Below are 16,459 nucleotides of genomic sequence, written 5' to 3' on the forward strand. Positions count from 1 at the left end.
CGGATGCCAGCATCGGGGCAGCACGGGCAGCGGCCGCCGGGGCCGGCGGACGGACGGCGGCGGACGGCGCGGACTGGCCGGTGGGCACGGCGGTCAGGTGCGGGCCATGGAACCGGGCGGAGGGAGGCGAGCAGCCGAGCCGAAACCGGATCCAGCGGCGCGGTCATGCCGCCACCTCCATCGGGAGCATGTCCAGCGTCGACAGGAGGGAGCGGCAGACCTCGGCGAGTGGACCGGCACCGCGGCCGGCTGGCGGCTCGCCGCGTTCCAGCGCGGCGGCCAGGCCCGGCTCGGGACGCAACACGCCAGCCAGTGGAAGTCCGAGTGCCCGGCCAAGATCGCGCGAGCGCAGGCCGGCCGGCGCGGGGCCGCGGACCACCACCCGAAGGTCGGAACAGTGCGGCTGGACGACTTTCGCCATCCGGGCGGCGGCGGCCGCGCAGCCACGCACCTCGGCCGGCACCACCAGCAACACTGTGTCGCTGGCCTGCACCGCGGCCGTGGTCGCCTCGTCTGGCCGCCGCGGCAGGTCGACCACCACCAGGTCCCGGCCACGGCGGCCGGCCTCCAGGACGGCTCGTACGGCGGCGGGGTCGACCTCCAGCACATCGCTGCGGTCCCACGAGAGCACACAGAGCTCGCCGACCCGCGGCAGCGCCTTGAGCAGGCTGGGTGCGTTGAGCCGCCCGCCGGGTGGCTGGCCGGTCAGGTCCGGCCAGCGCAGACCCGCGGTTTCCTCACCGCCCAGCGCCAGGTCGATGCCGCCGCCAAGCGGGTCCGCGTCGACCAGCAGCGGCCGCAGCCCGGCTCGGAGGGCGGTGACGGCGAGACCAGCGGCCAGCACTGTCGCGCCGGCGCCACCGCGGCCACCGACCACCGAGACCACCCGGCCGTCCGCGGAGGGGCCGGCGGAAATGGCCGCCATCCGGTCCACCAGCCAGCTCTGCGAGGCCGGCAGCGGCATCACGTGGTCGGCGCCAAGCCGAGCGGCTGCGTCCCAGGCGCGGCTGTCGTCCGTACGATCGGTGACCACCACGACCTGTTCGCGGCGCGGGAACCTGGCCTCCGCACACAGTTCGGCTGCGGTGGCGTCCAACACCACCAGCGGCGCCGACTTCCAGTGCGGCAGCGCGGCGGGCGCATCCCGCACGACATCGGTCTCGGTGCACGCGGCCGCGGCCAGCCGGAGCATGTCGTCGAGCAGCGCGGAGCTCTCGAAAACCAGCAGCGGGCGGTGGGTCAGCTCGGTCAGCCAGGGATCGGCGGTTCGGCGAGGCACGGCACTCTCCAGCACAGACGGGGTCGGGTGGCACTGCGCCCAGCCTCGCCGGATCCGCACCCATCGAACGTCGCCCGACCCGAATCTGTGGACGACCAACCCGACTGGGGATAACCCCTCCCCAGCCAAAATCTGTGCTACGACCCCCGTCACTCACCGTGCCCGCCCCCTTGACCGCATCGACGCGATGCGCGCGCCAAACGCGCGCATCGCGTCGATGCGGTCAAGAAAAGGGGGTAGGGAAGTGACAGAGAGTGGGGAGAAAGGCGACGACCCCCGCCGGGGGGTGACGGGGGTCGTCTGGGGGTCCGACTCCGGGGGGGGCCGAGCCGGACCCACTCGGCGATTGCTGGGGGAAGCATCGCCGAGGGATCAACGGGGCCAGGGCTGGCTAATGCCAGACCAATGCCCCAGCGCGGATACTAATACCGCATCACGGTCTGTGGTGGCATAAAACCGAACTGTGTCCTGGTGGCTGAAGTAACAACACTGGACCCCGACGTTTACGATCTTCGCATGGGGCGCACCGCCGCGTTCTTCGATCTCGACAAGACGGTGATCGCGAAGTCGAGCGTGCTGGCCTTTGGCCGCGCGTTCTACAAGGGTGGCCTGATCACCCGCCGGATGGTCGCCCAAGGCGCGTTTGCCCAGTTCCGGTACGTGTTGCGAGGGACCACCAGCAACCAGATGGAAGAGGTCAAGAACCGGCTCGCGGCGCTTTGCGAGGGTTGGTCGGTCGACCAGGTGAGCGCCATCATTGCCGGATCGTTACAGGATCGCATCGCTCCAATCGTGTACGCGGAAGCCGCCGCACTCATCGAGGAGCACCGGGCCGCCGGGCGGGACGTGGTGATCGTCTCTTCGGCGGGGGCCGAGGTGGTCCGGCCCATTGCCGCCATGCTAGGAGTCGAGCACGTGGTGGCCACCGAGCTGGCGATCGCGGACGGCCGCTACACCGGCGAAGTGCTCACCTATCCGGCCGGCGAGGGCAAGGTCGAGGCGATGGTACGGATCGCCGAAGCTGCCGGCTATCGCCTCGAGGACTGCTACGCGTACAGCGACTCGATCACCGACGTACCGATGCTGGCGGCGGTCGGCCATCCGACCGCGGTCAACCCGGACAAGGAGTTGCGCGCGGTGGCCGCCCACCGCGGCTGGCCGGTACGGGATTTTCGGAAGCCCAAAAAGAGCGGTCCGACCAGCCGACAAATCGCCCTCGGCAGCGCCGCGGTGGCGGTCGGCGTGCTGCTCGGCTGGCTCTGGTTCGGCCGCCACGACGACCCCGACAACTGAATCGGTTTGGAAAGATAACCCGCTGGTAGGGGTTCCGTAGCACACCGTAGAAGGCGTACAAAAACACCACGGACTTCTTGAGCGAGCGGGCTGGTTCCCCTCCTTGCAAGGGCTCCGGGCACGAACACCGGGCACCCACGCGCGACCGGCCGCGAAACGGCTACTTGGTGGCGGGACTTTCTAGCCCCGCTATCGAAAAGAAGGTGCACGCCTGATAACTCGATTGTTCGTGCGCGGCGGCGCCCCAGACGGGGCGCCGTCTTTATGTCCGCACCAACTCGCACAGCACTAGACCAGGTCACAGATAGCGCGGCCCTCAGCGGCCCCGGCGGCGATGGCCGCGCAACAGTGCCGAAGCCACGCTCGTACGCCATCGGCCGTCCCGGTCGCGTAGGTCGCGGCCGCCCCTCGATACTCGGGCTCACGGGCGAAATGCCCGGCATCGGGTACGGACACCGCCTTCGGATCCAGCCCGCGCTGCACGAGTACGAGCCGGCCAGCGGCCCTCGCGACCAGCCCGTTCGGCCCTGGGAACGGCTTCATGGCCAGCAACTCGCCTTGGACGACCGCGGACACAATCACCGCCGGCACCTCGGTCGGCCCAGTCAGCAGGTCCATAAGAGCATCCAGCCTGGCCGGTTCTTCGAAATCCGGACGACCAAGCCGGGACTCCTCGACGGTGTCCCGAGCGGCCAGCAGGTGCAGGCGGGCGAGCACCTGGCGAGGCGCCACCGCCCACGTATCCACCAGGGACCCCCCAGCGCCCCGCTGACCCGCAATGCGCCCTGGACGACCGTGTTCGTGACGGCCCCCGCCCGGACGGCCTCCAGGTCGTACGCGGCACCCTCCAGCGCCGCCGACGCGTGCGCCCCACGAAGGGCGGCCTCGGCGCTGACCGGTGCGGAGTTGCGCCGCAACCGGTTGTGCGCCAGCAGCCGGTCGATCTCCTCGCGCGCCTGCTCGGCCGCCTCGGCCACTCCGGTCAGGTCCATAAGTGGCATCAGCACATCGGTCACGACCGGTGAGTCTGCCACTTATGGACCGAGCCACCTGGCCTGATGGCGTCAGACCAGCCAGGTGACTAGGTTTTTGGAGAGAAACCCGCATGCGAACGCCGGAGGAGATACATGAGTTCGCCCGAAAATCCAGCCCTCTCGAACCTGCTGCACGAAACGCGACGGTTTGAGCCGCCGGCCGCTCTGGCCGCCGGCGCCAACGTCAAGGCGGAGGCGTACGAGCAGGCCAGCGCGGATCGGCTGGCGTTCTGGGAGGAGCAGGCGCGCCGCCTGGAGTGGGGCCAGGAGTGGGATCAGACGCTGGAGTGGAACCCGCCCTTCGCGAAGTGGTTCGTCGGCGGCAAGCTGAACGTCTCGGTGAACTGCCTGGACCGGCACGTGGCGGCCGGCCGCGGCGACAAGATCGCGCTGCTCTGGGAAGGCGAGCCCGGCGACACCCGCGAGATCACGTACGCGGAGCTGCTCAAAGAGGTCAGCAAGACCGCCAACGCGCTGACCGAGCTGGGTGTGCACGGTGACCGGGTGATGATCTACCTGCCGATGATCCCGGAGGCGGTGATCGCCTTCCTGGCCTGCGCTCGGATCGGTGCCCCGCATTCGGTGGTTTTCGGCGGTTTCTCCGCGGACAGCCTGCGTAACCGGATCAACGACGCCGCCGCCAAGGTGGTCATCACCGCCGACGGTGGCTATCGGCGCGGCAAGCCCAGCGGCCTCAAGGCCAACGTCGACGAGGCCATCACCGACACCAGCATCGAGACCGTCCTGGTGGTCAGGCGTACGAACCAGGAAGTCGACTGGACCGAAGGCCGCGACCACTGGTGGCACGACGTTGTCGACCACCAGCCGGAAACGCACCAGCCGGAGATGTTCGACGCCGAGCACCCGCTTTTCATTCTCTACACCTCTGGTACGACCGCGAAGCCCAAGGGAATCCTGCACACGTCCGGCGGTTACCTGACCCAGGCGTCGTACACGCACCACGCGGTTTTCGACCACAAACCGGAAACAGACATTTACTGGTGTGCGGCCGACGTCGGCTGGGTGACCGGGCACAGTTACATCGTCTACGGCCCACTTTCCAACGGGGCCACCGAAGTTATTTACGAAGGCACCCCGGACACCCCGCATCAGGGCCGGTTCTGGGAGATCATCCAGAAGTACGGCGTGACCATTCTCTACACCGCGCCGACCACGATTCGTACGTTTATGAAGTGGGGCCAGGACATCCCGGCCAAGTACGACCTGTCCACGTTGCGGGTGCTCGGAAGTGTCGGCGAGCCGATCAACCCGGAGGCCTGGATCTGGTATCGGGACAACGTCGGACACGGCAACGCGCCGATCGTGGACACCTGGTGGCAGACCGAAACCGGCGCGATCATGATCAGTCCGCTGCCCGGCGTGACCTCGACGAAACCGGGTTCGGCGCAGCGCGCGCTGCCGGGCATTTCCGCGGATGTCGTTGACGACACCGGAAAACCAGTGGGCAACGGCGGCGGTGGCTATCTCGTACTAACCGAGCCGTGGCCGCCGGCCATGCTCCGGACGATCTGGGGCGACGACGAGCGGTTCAAGGACACGTACTGGTCCCGTTTCCACGACCAGGGCTACTACTTCGCCGGCGATGGCGCGAAAAAGGACGAGGACGGCGACCTCTGGCTGCTCGGCCGAGTCGATGACGTGATGAACATTTCCGGCCACCGGATCTCCACCACCGAGGTGGAGTCGGCGCTGGTCTCGCACCCGAAGGTGGCCGAGGCAGCGGTGGTCGGCGCGACCGACCCGACCACCGGGCAGGCGATCGTGGCTTTCGTGATCCTGCGTGGAAATGCCGGCGAGGGCAGCGACGAACTGGTCGCGGAGCTGCGAAATCACGTGGCCAAGGAAATCGGTCCGATCGCGAAACCGCGGCAGATTCTGGTCGTACCAGAACTGCCCAAGACCCGCTCTGGCAAGATCATGCGCCGGCTTCTGCGCGATGTCGCGGAAAACCGGCAGATGGGCGATGTCACCACGCTCGCCGACCCGACCGTGATGAACCTCATTCGCGACGGCGTCGACACCGGCGCCGGCAAGGAGGACTGACCCGCCGCCAGCGGGGCACCTCATTCGTCAGTGAGGTGCCCCGCTGGCATTCAGGCCCGGGCCAGTGTCTCCGGCCGCGTCCCGAGCGGCGAGATCCTAGTAGTACTTTGTTAGGTTGTTTCGGCGTGTCGAGTCGGAGTTTTTGTTGTTATTCGGGACAATGTGTGGCATGAACCTGAAGCGCGGGATTCGTCAGGATCTTGAGCGGTACGTGCTGGATGTTTTTGGCGCGTTGCCGCGTTCGGATCAGCGGGTGAAAGCGGGCGCGTATCTGCGTGGCGTGTTGACCGATGGTCGGCGTAAGTCGATGTGGCCGATGGCGGAGCGGGTCGGCGTGGACTACCAGCAGATTCAGCAGTTCGTGTCGTCCTCGACCTGGCCGGTGGAGCCGGTTCGCGCGCGAATCGCGCGGCTCGCCCAGGAGTTGTCGTCGACCCGGTGGCGTGGGTCGTGGACGACACCGGGTTTCCTAAGGACGGCAAGCATTCCCCGTGTGTGGCGCGGCAGTACAGCGGCAGCCTGGGCAAGGTCGGGAACTGCCAGGTCGCGCCCAGCCTTCACCTGGCCACCGACGTGGCGTCGGTACCCGTGAACTGGCGCTTGTTCGTGCCTGAGCGCTGGGGGACGACTCACTCGCCGACGACGGTGATGCCGAGACGGTCGCGGCGCGACGAGCCGCGGCGAAAATCCCGGCAACCGAACGACACCGGGAAAAATGGCGGATGGCACTGGAAATGATCGACGAAACAACGAAATGGGGCCTGCGCCCCGGCGTGATATGCGCGGACCCCGGCTACGGTGACTGCGGCGATTTTCGCACGGCACTGACCGACCGTGGATTGTCTTATGTCGTCGGCGTCAAAGGTGACACCGGCGCGCACGCCGTGGACACCGAACCCGATATGCCGCCCTATTCCGGGTCCGGTCGCCCGCCGACAGCCCGCTACCGCACCAAACCCCTCAGCCTCAAGCAACACGCGATACGTGCCTCAACCCAGGCCGCGCAGACGATCACCTGGCGCAAAGGCACCATCGGTCCACTTCGTTCCCGGTACGTCATCATCCAAGTCCGACCCGCCAACCGCCACATCCCCCGTCAATCGGACGGCACACTACCGATCACCTGGATGATCGCCGAATGGCCCCCAAAAGAAGAAGAACCCACAAAATACTGGCTATCCAACCTCCACCCCAGCACCCGACCGAAAACCCTCGTGCAACTCGCAAAAATCCGCTGGCGCATCGAACACGACTACAGAGAACTCAAAACCGGACTCGGCCTCGACCACTTCGAAGGACGATCCTGGCTCGGCTGGCACCACCACGTCACCCTCACCAGCGCGGCACACCTGTTCATCACCAAAACCAGGCTCACCAACCCAAAAGCACCAGCGCCGCCCCACCCCAACCCTTTACCAAATAATACGAGAAATCCAGCACATCCTCGCCACCTGGGCCGGCGCATGCCATACCTGCCACCAAATTCTACGAACCTAACAAAGTACTACTAGTGTCCTGCGTCTGAGGTTCGTTGCTTTATTCGGTGGTCCAGACGGTGATCTGAGCGCGCCGGAGGATCGTCCTCACACTGGTGCGTATGTGGGCGATTCTCCGGTGCTCTCAGTCGCCGTCTGGGCGCCGGAGAAAGTAGCGAACTTCGGGCGCAGGACACTAGCCAAACGGGCGATACCGAACGCCGGCGGAATCCGCTGCAATTACCGGGGTTTGGGCCCGTCGGGTCTCCTTTTAGCGGGGAGTGTCATGAGTCAGCCTGGGTACGACATGCAGAAGCCGAACACGCCGCCGGTCCCGCCGGCGCCGCCGCAGCAGGGGTTCGCCCCGCCGCAGGGTTATGGGGCCCCGCAGGGCCCGCCGCAGGGCTATGCAGCGCCGCCCGCGCAGGCGTACCCGCAGCCCGGCCAGCCGTATCAGCCGCCCGCCCCGGGATATCCGCAGCCCGGCCAAATGCCCTTCGGCGGCCCTTCGCCATACCAGCCGGCTCGGCGGCCCGGCAACCGCAGTGGCCTGATCCAGATCGGCATCGGCGTCGCGCTCATCGTGGCTGGCATCGTGATCTCGATCGTGACGTTCGCCATTGCCGACGCCAGCGGCGGCGGCACCTATTTCGTGGCTTATGGCCTGCCCGTTTTCGGGGTCATCTCGATCATTCGGGGCATCATCACGCTGATCCGCGGCCGCTGACGAGCGACCCCGCTCATTGACAGGCCAGGCCTGCCTTGGTCTGATTGACCCGTGATTCGCCCTGTCCTCACCCGGCGCCGGCACGTGGACTTCGTCCGTGTCGGCGCTCAGGCGTGTGTGGGATCGGTTCTTTCCTAACCGTTTCCCGCAAACTCCCCTTTGAGGACCTCATGCCACACCCCTCGCTGCTGGCCGCCGACCCGTACGTCGTGTCCACCGACCGGCTGCTGCCGGCGGTCATCCGACTCGGCGACCGTCGCGGCCCCGCCAACTGACCCTGATCGTGCACATCAACGGCGACCCGGCGCAGGCTCCGGAGCTCGCGGCGAACGTCGTCGACGCTCTCCGGGCCGCCGTCGATCCGCCCGCCACGGTCGTCGACTTCCCCGCGCCCGCCGTCGTACCAACGGGGCCTGACCTGCGGATATCCGTCGGCGCGCGGCAGGTGGTCTATCGGCGGCGGACGATCGCCTTCACCCGGCTGGAGTTTGACCTGCTGCTGTTCCTGTGCGAGCGGCCGCACCGCGTGCACCGCCGCTCCAGCCTGCTCGCGCAGGTGTGGAAGTTCCCGGACAACATGCCTTCCGAGCGTACGATCGACATCCACGTCCGGCGGATCCGCAAGAAACTCGGCACCGAGTTCGACCTGATCTCCACCGTCCGGGGCATCGGCTACCGCCTCGACCCTTCGGACCTCGTCGCCCTCACCCCCTGACGACCTTCGCAAGGGTGACGTTGTTGCGGCTTTTGCCGCCCCACAACGTCACCCTCGCGATGGTCCTAGAGATGTCGGATGGCGGACAACAGGCGGGTTTTGTCGGGCTTGCCGGTGGGACCGAGGGGCACATGGGCGACCAGAGTGAGGGTGGCCGGCACCGCGGCCTCGCCGAGCTCCCTGGCGACCAACGCCCGCAGAGCGTCGAGGTCCGGCTCGCGATCGCCGGCCGCGACCAGGAACCCATGGGCGGCCTCGCCGGTGTTCTCGTCCGGGGCGCCAATCACGTACGCCTGATCCACGTCCGGATCTGACGCCAGCACCTTCTCGATCGGGCCGGCGTAATGGATGATCGCGTTCACGATGATGACATCGCGGGAACGTCCGGTCAGATAAAGGAAACCTCGCGCGTCCTGATGCCCGAGATCGCGCGTACGCACCCAGCCGTCGACCAGCACCGCCTCGGTTTCGGCCAGATCACACCAATAGCCAGCGAGCGCGTACGGTGCTCGGACGTAGATCTCGCCCACCGTCCCGGTCGGCACAACTTTTCCTTCGTCGTCACGAATTTCCAGATCGATCTCGGCGCACGGCCGACCAACCGAGCCGATCGTCTCCGGCCAGCGCGCCACATCGCCAGCGAACAGCCAGGTGAGCACCCCGATCTCGGTCTGCCCGTACGCCTGCCGCAGCGCCGGCCCGAACCGCTGGAAACCCTCCGCCAGCCGGTGCGCGGACAGCGGCGAGCCGGCCACCTTCACCGACCGCAGGGTGGAGATGTCGACCCGCTGGTGCGCCAGCACATCCAGCACTTTGTGCAACCGCGGCACCGTCAACAAGCACGCGGTGGCCCGCAGTTTCTCAATCACCCAAGGAAAGTTGGGGATGCCTTCGGGAATCACCGCGGTGCCGCCGGAGAACAGACAGAGCGCCAGGTGCTCCATCATGACTCCGCTGGTGAGCGAGCCGAAGAGCAGGAATCGCTGGTAATCGGTGGAAATCTGACGGGTCAGCGGGGTCCAGTTGGCCGGCTGCCAGGACCAGTGCTGGGTCATTGCCGCGTACGTGAACACGACACCCTTGGGGTCACCGGTGCTGCCGCTGGTGAAGAGCACCTGCGCGACATCTTCCGGCCGCCCGGTGGCCACCGGTTTTTCGTACCCGGACAACAGGTCCGGGCCGATGCGGACAACCTTCACCGAACGGGCCGCAGCGCGAAGCTGGGGAGTCGCCGAGTCGTCGTCGACCACCAGGATGTCAATGTCCTGGCCGAGAATGTGCCGCTGGTGGGCGGGCGTGAGACCGGCTCGTACGCCCACCAGCCGGCAGCCCAGCACGTTGGCGGCCATCGACACCGCGAAACCCTCCGGGGTCACCCCGGTCGCCACCGCGATCCCGGACCCGGGTTTCGCGCCGGCCGCTCGCAGTCCGGCGGCGAATCGCCCGATCAGCTCGAGCGTCTGCGCTCGGGTGACCTTTCTCGCACCCACCTCGAAGGCCGGACTTTCCGGCTGCTGCTCGAAAGCATCGAGCAGCGCCTGCGGAAAGACATTGTCCATCGGGTCGTGCACTCCCTCTCCAGTCACGCTCTCATGCCACGCTTCGCACCAGCCCGTGCAACCACTGGGGCCAGCGCGCGCTCGTATACACCCTTTCCGGGACCAGAAAACGCAGGTCCCGGACCCGCCTGATCTCGTCGTCCAGCACCGGCAGGATGACGAACTCCACCTCGAAGGGCGCGGCCGGGTGGCCGATCTCGCGCTCCACCGAGGCGACCACTTCCAGGTTCGTCTCGGACGGACGCAGCTCCGCGATGCCGTGGCGCTTGCGACGACGGTGCCACCGGTGCGCCTCCTCCCAGCGAGCCCGAGTGATCGCGGCGAGCGCCGGTGATCCAGCGAGGCCGGCAAAATCCGGCGGCCCGTACGACTCCAGCGGAGCACTGTCCGCGGCTCCGGCCACCGCATGCCACCAGGTGTGCCAGCCCTCGACCAACGTCGACCGGTGTGGACGGATGCGGCCGGCAGCAAGTCGAAGTCCAGCGGGCCGGGCACGATGCCGCCAGGTGGCACGTTGATCCGCTCCGCGGCCCGGATCCACAGTGGCAGCAGGAGGGACTCGTTCCACTCGTCGATGGCGATCCGCCACGACCGGCTTCCCCCCAGCTGCATGGACTTGACACCTCCGCTATTCGGACGTGTCAACAGTAGTCCGGATATCGTGGCTGGAAGATCCGGTACGGCCACCTTTGGCCGGACCGAAAACGACACCGGGCCCTCCTTGAGGACAACCCGGTGCCGAGAGAATTTCTAGGGACTAAAGACCCTTATCGGCCGCCCAACAAGCCGCCAAGGCCGCCCAGCAGGCCGCCCGGACCCTGGCCGCCGCCAAATCCGCCGCCGGCACTGCCCTGGCCGCCGAAGAAGTTGCTGGCCGGGCCGCCCGGGGTCTGGCCCGCACCGAGGCCGAACCGCTCGCCCAGGCCGCCGGCCGCCAGCGCGTTGTGTACGGCGGGAGCAGCTCGCAGGGCTGCACCACCACGTACCCCTCGCCGGCGAACTGCATCTGCCACGACTCACCGGTGTTGCCCCGCGGCTTCCACACCGAGGATGTGGTGACCGCCGCCTGCATCGAGACCTGCAGGCTGGAGGACCAGCCGATCACCGCGTCCGCGTCGGCGAAGTAGTAGTTCTGCGAAGTCACCTTCATCACCAGCGGCGCACCCGTGGTGGTGACCGCGACCTGGCCGGTGCCCGTCATCTCGATGTTGAAGCCGCCGGCGCCGGCGATCTGCGGGCCGCCGGTGTCGATTCGTACGATGTCCCAGTCCAGCTCCGGGGCGAACGCGAGGACGTTTTTGCCGTCCACCGTGAAACCATCACCGGTCAGGTTGAGGATGTGCACGTCCTGGGCCTGGTTCGCGAGGTAAACCGTGCCAGAACCATGGCATTTCATCAGGCCGAGCGTTTCTCCGGACAACAGCCCGGAAAAGTAGTGGCCCCAGGTGGGAGTGGTTGCCGTCGAAGCTGATGCCGCCCTGGTACGCCACCATGCCGCCGGCCCGGGAATAGCACTCGGTCATCCCGGACTGCTGGCCGAGCGTCACCTTCAGCATTTTCCCGTTCTGCAGAACGAAAGCGTCGGTTGACGGGTTCGGCTGGTTGCCCAGCAGGGTGTTCGAACCCTGGCCGCCGAATCCGAGCGGCCCAGGCATTCCACCACCCATCGGCGGCATGCCTGGCATTCCCGGCATCGGCGCGCCCGGCATCGGCATCGGAGGCGGCGGCAGGCCCGGCATGCCACCCTGCGGCGGATATCCCTGCGGTGGATACGTCATCTCTTCCCCCTCAGCCTCGGAGTGAGAACGCCGGCCGGGCGTCCTCACTCGGTTGTACGACCACGAATCCAGCGCCCGAGAAGCCCAGCTGGAATGCCTCGCCGGAGCCGCGCCCGATCAGGCTGCCCAGCTTCATGGTGCGTTTGGGCACCACCTGGAGGCCATCGGTGTAAGCGACCAACGCGTCGGTGTCGACCAGCGTCTGCGCCTCCCGGGTGTCCAGCATCGCCGGCGGGCCCTTGCTGGTCAGCGCCACCCAGCCGGTGCCGCGGATCACCACGTTGAACATTCCCATGCCGGACAACATGCTGACGCCCTTGACCCGTTCGATGCCCCACTGCAGGCTCATGTCGAAGGCGAGAATGTTCTTGCCGTTGACCGAAATTCCCTCGCCGGCCAGCTGCACGATAATGACTTCCTTGCCGTAGTCGGCAAGATAGAGCAGCCCCTGACCGGTGGCGATCATCAGCGGGACGCCCTCACCGGTGGCCCACGACTTCAGCCACTGGCCCATTTGCGGCGGGTTCGGGTTGAAGTCCATCAGGCCTTCGTACGCGATCATCGATCCGGTACGACAGAACACATCCTGGCCCGGTTGCAGGACCACCTTGGCGATTTTCGAACCGTGGTTCGACATCCGATCGTAGATCGGGGTCGTACCGTAGTTCTGTAGCAGGCTTCCTTCCACGGCTCCCCCTAGACCTCGAACGGCTGCACGACGATGAAATGTCCTTGCATGCCCATGAACTGCAGGGCCGCGGCCTCGCCGGACACCCCGGCGTAGATATTGCGCTGAATGCGTACCTGGCTGGAAACACTCACCCGCATCCCGGCCGTCCACGCGACAACCGCGTTGACGTCAGCGAAAGTCGGGCCGGCGACCCGGCAGCGTGACCGGCGTACCGTGCGTCATCACCACGATGGTGCCCTGGCCGCTGACCAGTAAGTGGAACATCACCCCACCGGGAATGCCAGCCGACTCGATCCGCTGGATCTCGGTTTTCAGCGTGGTGTCAAAGGCCAGCACGTTGTTCGCGTTGATACACAACGACTGCCCGTTGAGCTCGACGATGTGCAGGTCGGTGGCGTCCTCGGCGAGGAACACCTCGCCCTGCCCCTTGCAGGTCATCAGCTGCAGCTTCTGGCCGGTCATCTTGGCCTCGAAGAACTGCTGCCGCATGCCGCCGGAGCCCTTGTAGTCGAACTCCACGTTTCCCTGGTACGCGACCATCGAACCGCGTTTGGCGTACGCGTCGGCGCCGAGCGTCACCTTGACCATTTTGGAGCTCTGCTTGGTCCACCGGCCGGTGGTCGCCTGCTCTTTGTACTTGACCAGGCTGACCATCGCGCCGGGGGGGTTGGCTGGGAGTTGATCGGCAGGTCCGGCACCGAACCGCTCGGCAGGTCGGCGATCGCACCGGCCGCCGGTTGACCGCCGCCCAGCTGTACGGCCGCGGCCTGCTGAGGTGCGCCCGGTTGGCCTGGTGGCGGGGCAAAACCCGGCGCGGCGGCCGGTTGTCCCGGCGGTGCCGCGAAACCCGGGGTCGGTGCTGGCTCCTCGTCGGCCACCTCGCCGCCGAAAGACTTCAGCAGCTCAGCCAAACCGCCGGCAAAGCCCTGCCCAACCGCGGCAACCCGCCAGACACCCTTGCGGTAGACATCGGCGATCTCACACGCGCGCGCTCGGCAGTGAAATCCTTGCCACTGAAGGCGTACCGCATGACCTCGGTGCCCCCAGCCACCAGCCGCAGATAGCCGCGAGCGATCTGCGAAGCGCTGCCGGCACCGTCAAGGGCGGCGCAGAAGGAAAGTTTCTCGATCTTGTCCGGCACCTGGTTCAGCGTGATCCGGAAGGAATCCGTGTCGCCGGACTGCGGGCCCAGTTTCTGGATGGACCCCTCCGGCGACTTCGGCTGGTTGAAGAAGACAAAATAGCTGTCGTCCGACAGCTGCCCGTCTTTGTCCAAGCCGAAACAAGAAATATCCCAACTGCCCGATCCCTCAAGGACAATGCCCACGTAGAGATCGGTGCCGTCGGTGAGCGCGGACAGCTGGCTCTTCTGCCCCCGTACGAACTCGGTAACCACCTATTTCCCCCTCATCAAGAGGACCATTCCTGCGGCGTCGGCACGTCGTCGGGCGTGATCACCCGAGCCAGCGCGCTCTGCTGGTCGTCGGTCAACTTCTCTCCGAGCAGCTCGGCGACCTCCAGCTCGCCGACCAGCCGGCGGGCCTGCCGTACCAGAACGTCCTCGTACACAGTGCGGGCCGTACGCGCACTGGCCCAGCCGTCGCGGCCAGCGATCTGGCCGAACAAGGTGGCCAGCGCCTCGGTCGTACCATCGGCCAGCTCGAGCCCGGCCTCAGCGGCGAAAAGCTCGGCCACCTTGGTCGCTTCGGCCGCCGACATGTCGGAAAACGTGAGTGTTTTGGTGAAACGCGACCGCAAACCCGGGTTGGAGTCCAGGAATTCGGCCATCGGCGCCGGATATCCGGCCGCCACCACGACCAGGTCGTCGCGGTGCCGCTCCATCGCCACGATCAGCTCGGCGACCGCCTCCGGACCGAAGTCGCGACCGTCCCCTGTGGACAGTGCGTACGCCTCATCGACGAACAACAGCACTCCGCCGAGCGCGGCCTCGACCGCGGCCCGGGTGCGCTGTGCGGTGTGCCCGACGTAGCCGGCCACCAGGTCGCGACGGGTGACCGTGTGGACATGTCCCCTGGACAGCACCCCAAGCGCGGCGAAGATCTGGCCGAGCAGTTCGGCGACCGTGGTTTTCCCGGTGCCGGGATTGCCGACCAGAATCAGGTGGTGGCCGCGGCCGGGCGCGGAGCCGCCGGCGGACTGCCGCATGCGGGTCACCCGGGCAAGGTCCACCAGGTCGCGGAGCGCGCGTTTCACGTCGTTGAGCCCAACCAGGCTGTCAAGCCGTCCCAGCGCATCGGTCAGAGCCGTGTCCGATCCGGGTGTCCTGGCCTTTGCGGCCACCGCGACTGGCAGGTCCTCGACCGTGAGCAGGCTGAGTTTGCGCAGGTCAGTGAGCGTACCCTCGGCCAGCCGGTGGGCCTGGCGCTCGACCGTCGCCTCGTACAACCGCTTCACCGTCCGCGCGCCGCCCTCGCGGAGCTCGGCTGGACCGGACTTCAGGTGTTGACGGAGACGCTCGGTGACTCCCTCGTCGACCTTGTACTCGCCGGTCGAGACGAGCCGCTCGAAGAGCGTCACTTGTTCGTCGACTGTCAGCGACGGCAGCCGTACGGTCGTGGCCAGCCGGGTGCGCAGTGCTGGGAAGGCCTCCAGCAAACGCTCGCCACCGCCGGGCTTACCCGCCAGGATCAGCACGGTGTCCTCGGCCTGGGAGTCCATCAGGCGGGCGAGCGTGTCGATCACCGGGTCCAACGCCTCGTGCGCGATGTCCGGTGCGGCGAGTGAGTCGATGTCCTCGATGAGCAGGGTGCCGCCGCGGGCCGCCTCGAAGGCCGAGGTGATGCTTTGGACAGCCTGGCCGCCGGAGAAAATGTAGTCCGGGTCGATCACCGCGAGCTGGCCCTGCGGCAGGAGTCCGAGCGCGCCGTACAGGTCCGCGAGGATGCCCGCGCCACTGGACGTACCGGTGCCGGACGGGCCCAGAAGCACGGTGTGCCGAGCCGCGCGAGAGGCGCGCATGCCGGCTCCTTGCGGCGACTCTCCACCCGTGCGACCGCGGTCAGCCGGCGCACCTCTTCCTTCAGCGGCTCGGCGCCCACCATCGCGGCCAACCGGCCCTGGATCTCCTCCAGCCGCGCATCGGCCGGCGCCCGGGACGGCTCACGTACGCGGCCCGGCAGCGGTGTGGTGTCGACGGAGACTGTCGGCTGCTGGTCCCGCGGCACTCCGCAGGCGTCGGCGAGCAGGTTGGCGAGGTCGGCGGCGGCCCGGTCGGGCACCGGCCCGGCCACCACGATGACTTTCTGGCCAGGCAGGTCGATGGCCAGCCGGCGTACCTGCGACACCACCTCGCGGGCCGTTGCCTCGGCGCCGGAGTCGTCCTTCGTACGAGTGAAGGTCGAGGTCCCGGGCTGGTCCGAGCGGCTGGTGCGGTGCCAGGCGGGCAGCACCGTACGCACCTCGTCCTTGCGGACGGTCGGCACATTCACCGTGAAGGTGACCTGCCGGGCCACCCGGGGTCCAGGCTGGTACGAGTGCAGGCGGACCGAATACTCGACGCCGGACTCACCGGGCGCGACCCCGTCCCAGCGCAGCGCGACCGCGGACTCGGGCCACGTGGTGCGTACCGAGGTGAGGGTGCGCTCCAGCCAACTCCACCCCGGCAACGCGGTAGCCGCCGCGACCTCCCGCATCCCGGTGCCCGGATCCCGGTCGGACACGTCGACCCACCGGGTAGCGCTCTCGCTGATGACTTCCTCCGCTCGGGTGGGCTGGTGGCTCTCGGCAGCCGTGTGGCTCTCGGTGGCCGTGGGCTCTAGGCAGCAGTGTGCCAGGGCTGCGCAGCCAGGCCACACCGAAGCATCCATCCGTTCGGCCACGATGC

At 67.4% G+C, this 16,459-nt stretch carries 18 protein-coding genes and 1 pseudogene; 5 read left to right on the forward strand and 14 right to left on the reverse strand.

Annotated elements, in window-relative coordinates:
- Positions 1–163 precede the first annotated feature (163 nt).
- The gene (ssd, locus tag GNX96_RS12040) at positions 164–1,279 is read right to left on the reverse strand and encodes a septum site-determining protein Ssd (protein WP_279580086.1); all 1,116 of its coding nucleotides are present in this window, start codon (positions 1,277–1,279) and stop codon (positions 164–166) included.
- Positions 1,280–1,795: 516 nt separating this feature from the next.
- Here ssd and GNX96_RS12045 point away from each other — a divergent pair.
- Positions 1,796–2,572, forward strand: a complete 777-nt coding sequence (locus GNX96_RS12045; protein ID WP_163568148.1) for an HAD family hydrolase — start codon at positions 1,796–1,798, stop codon at positions 2,570–2,572.
- Positions 2,573–2,860: 288 nt separating this feature from the next.
- On the opposite strand, the gene GNX96_RS51050 is transcribed toward GNX96_RS12045, so the two are convergent.
- Positions 2,861–3,190 (reverse strand): Fic family protein, encoded by a 330-nt coding sequence (locus GNX96_RS51050; protein ID WP_279580087.1) that lies wholly within the window; start codon positions 3,188–3,190, stop codon positions 2,861–2,863.
- Positions 3,178–3,588 (reverse strand): hypothetical protein, encoded by a 411-nt coding sequence (locus GNX96_RS51055; protein WP_279580088.1) that lies wholly within the window; start codon positions 3,586–3,588, stop codon positions 3,178–3,180. Before GNX96_RS51055 ends, GNX96_RS51050 begins: the two co-directional genes overlap by 13 nt.
- A gap of 111 nt (positions 3,589–3,699) precedes the next feature.
- Here GNX96_RS51055 and acs point away from each other — a divergent pair, with 111 nt between their 5' ends.
- The 4 genes and pseudogenes from acs to GNX96_RS12070 all read left to right on the forward strand — a co-directional run bounded on the left by acs (position 3,700) and on the right by GNX96_RS12070 (position 8,587).
- Entirely contained in the window at positions 3,700–5,670 is a 1,971-nt protein-coding gene (gene acs, locus GNX96_RS12055; RefSeq protein WP_163568149.1) for an acetate--CoA ligase, read from the forward strand.
- Positions 5,671–5,839: 169 nt separating this feature from the next.
- A pseudogene (locus GNX96_RS63255) lies at positions 5,840–7,058 on the forward strand (IS701 family transposase); the annotation flags it as partial.
- Between the two features lie 373 nt (positions 7,059–7,431).
- A complete protein-coding gene (locus GNX96_RS12065) occupies positions 7,432–7,872 on the forward strand; it encodes a hypothetical protein (protein WP_163568150.1) in 441 nt (146 codons plus the stop codon).
- 283 nt (positions 7,873–8,155) lie between these two features.
- Complete coding sequence (locus GNX96_RS12070; RefSeq protein ID WP_279580089.1) at positions 8,156–8,587, forward strand: winged helix-turn-helix domain-containing protein; 432 nt, start codon at positions 8,156–8,158, stop codon at positions 8,585–8,587.
- Between the two features lie 65 nt (positions 8,588–8,652).
- Here GNX96_RS12070 and GNX96_RS12075 read toward each other — a convergent pair whose 3' ends face one another.
- From GNX96_RS12075 to GNX96_RS51100, 11 genes are all read right to left on the reverse strand, one after another.
- Positions 8,653–10,173 carry a class I adenylate-forming enzyme family protein gene (locus tag GNX96_RS12075; protein WP_279580090.1) on the reverse strand — a complete coding sequence of 507 codons (1,521 nt, stop codon included), beginning with the start codon at positions 10,171–10,173 and terminating at the stop codon, positions 8,653–8,655.
- Between the two features lie 4 nt (positions 10,174–10,177).
- A complete protein-coding gene (locus GNX96_RS12080) occupies positions 10,178–10,735 on the reverse strand; it encodes a hypothetical protein (RefSeq protein ID WP_279580091.1) in 558 nt (185 codons plus the stop codon).
- A gap of 168 nt (positions 10,736–10,903) precedes the next feature.
- On the reverse strand, positions 10,904–11,542 hold the full coding sequence (locus GNX96_RS51070; RefSeq protein WP_279580092.1) for an AIM24 family protein: 639 nt from the start codon (positions 11,540–11,542) through the stop codon (positions 10,904–10,906).
- On the reverse strand, positions 11,466–11,924 hold the full coding sequence (locus tag GNX96_RS51075; protein WP_279580093.1) for an AIM24 family protein: 459 nt from the start codon (positions 11,922–11,924) through the stop codon (positions 11,466–11,468). The genes GNX96_RS51070 and GNX96_RS51075 overlap by 77 nt, the downstream gene beginning before the upstream one ends.
- Before the next feature lie 10 nt (positions 11,925–11,934).
- Complete coding sequence (locus tag GNX96_RS12090; protein ID WP_163568152.1) at positions 11,935–12,612, reverse strand: AIM24 family protein; 678 nt, start codon at positions 12,610–12,612, stop codon at positions 11,935–11,937.
- Between the two features lie 8 nt (positions 12,613–12,620).
- Positions 12,621–12,746 (reverse strand): hypothetical protein, encoded by a 126-nt coding sequence (locus GNX96_RS51080; RefSeq protein WP_279580094.1) that lies wholly within the window; start codon positions 12,744–12,746, stop codon positions 12,621–12,623.
- Positions 12,747–12,783: 37 nt separating this feature from the next.
- Positions 12,784–13,203 carry an AIM24 family protein gene (locus tag GNX96_RS51085; RefSeq protein WP_279580095.1) on the reverse strand — a complete coding sequence of 140 codons (420 nt, stop codon included), beginning with the start codon at positions 13,201–13,203 and terminating at the stop codon, positions 12,784–12,786.
- Complete coding sequence (locus GNX96_RS51090; RefSeq protein ID WP_390623984.1) at positions 13,191–13,592, reverse strand: hypothetical protein; 402 nt, start codon at positions 13,590–13,592, stop codon at positions 13,191–13,193. The genes GNX96_RS51085 and GNX96_RS51090 overlap by 13 nt, the downstream gene beginning before the upstream one ends.
- Positions 13,511–14,011 (reverse strand): TerD family protein, encoded by a 501-nt coding sequence (locus GNX96_RS51095; protein WP_279580097.1) that lies wholly within the window; start codon positions 14,009–14,011, stop codon positions 13,511–13,513. The genes GNX96_RS51090 and GNX96_RS51095 overlap by 82 nt, the downstream gene beginning before the upstream one ends.
- A gap of 14 nt (positions 14,012–14,025) precedes the next feature.
- A complete protein-coding gene (locus GNX96_RS12100) occupies positions 14,026–15,294 on the reverse strand; it encodes an AAA family ATPase (protein WP_279580113.1) in 1,269 nt (422 codons plus the stop codon).
- A 167-nt stretch (positions 15,295–15,461) separates the two neighbouring features.
- Positions 15,462–16,454: a hypothetical protein gene (locus tag GNX96_RS51100; protein ID WP_279580098.1), complete on the reverse strand. Its 993-nt coding sequence runs from the start codon at positions 16,452–16,454 to the stop codon at positions 15,462–15,464.
- Between the last annotated feature and the right edge of the window lie 5 nt (positions 16,455–16,459).

It is taken from the genome of Fodinicola feengrottensis (assembly GCF_010993775.1).
Taxonomy (GTDB): domain Bacteria; phylum Actinomycetota; class Actinomycetes; order Mycobacteriales; family HKI-0501; genus Fodinicola; species Fodinicola feengrottensis.

What these genes read in the sequence shown, in the direction of transcription:
- GNX96_RS12045 (WP_163568148.1), top strand. Translation starts at nt 1,796, where the DNA reads ATGGGGCGCACCGCCGCGTTCTTCGATCTCGACAAGACGGTGATCGCG.
- GNX96_RS51050 (WP_279580087.1), bottom strand. Translation starts at nt 3,190, where the DNA reads ATGGACCTGCTGACTGGGCCGACCGAGGTGCCGGCGGTGATTGTGTCC.
- acs (WP_163568149.1), top strand. Translation starts at nt 3,700, where the DNA reads ATGAGTTCGCCCGAAAATCCAGCCCTCTCGAACCTGCTGCACGAAACG.
- GNX96_RS12065 (WP_163568150.1), top strand. Translation starts at nt 7,432, where the DNA reads ATGAGTCAGCCTGGGTACGACATGCAGAAGCCGAACACGCCGCCGGTC.
- GNX96_RS51070 (WP_279580092.1), bottom strand. Translation starts at nt 11,542, where the DNA reads ATGAAATGCCATGGTTCTGGCACGGTTTACCTCGCGAACCAGGCCCAG.
- GNX96_RS51075 (WP_279580093.1), bottom strand. Translation starts at nt 11,924, where the DNA reads ATGACGTATCCACCGCAGGGATATCCGCCGCAGGGTGGCATGCCGGGC.
- GNX96_RS51085 (WP_279580095.1), bottom strand. Translation starts at nt 13,203, where the DNA reads ATGGTCAAGGTGACGCTCGGCGCCGACGCGTACGCCAAACGCGGTTCG.
- GNX96_RS12100 (WP_279580113.1), bottom strand. Translation starts at nt 15,294, where the DNA reads ATGGACTCCCAGGCCGAGGACACCGTGCTGATCCTGGCGGGTAAGCCC.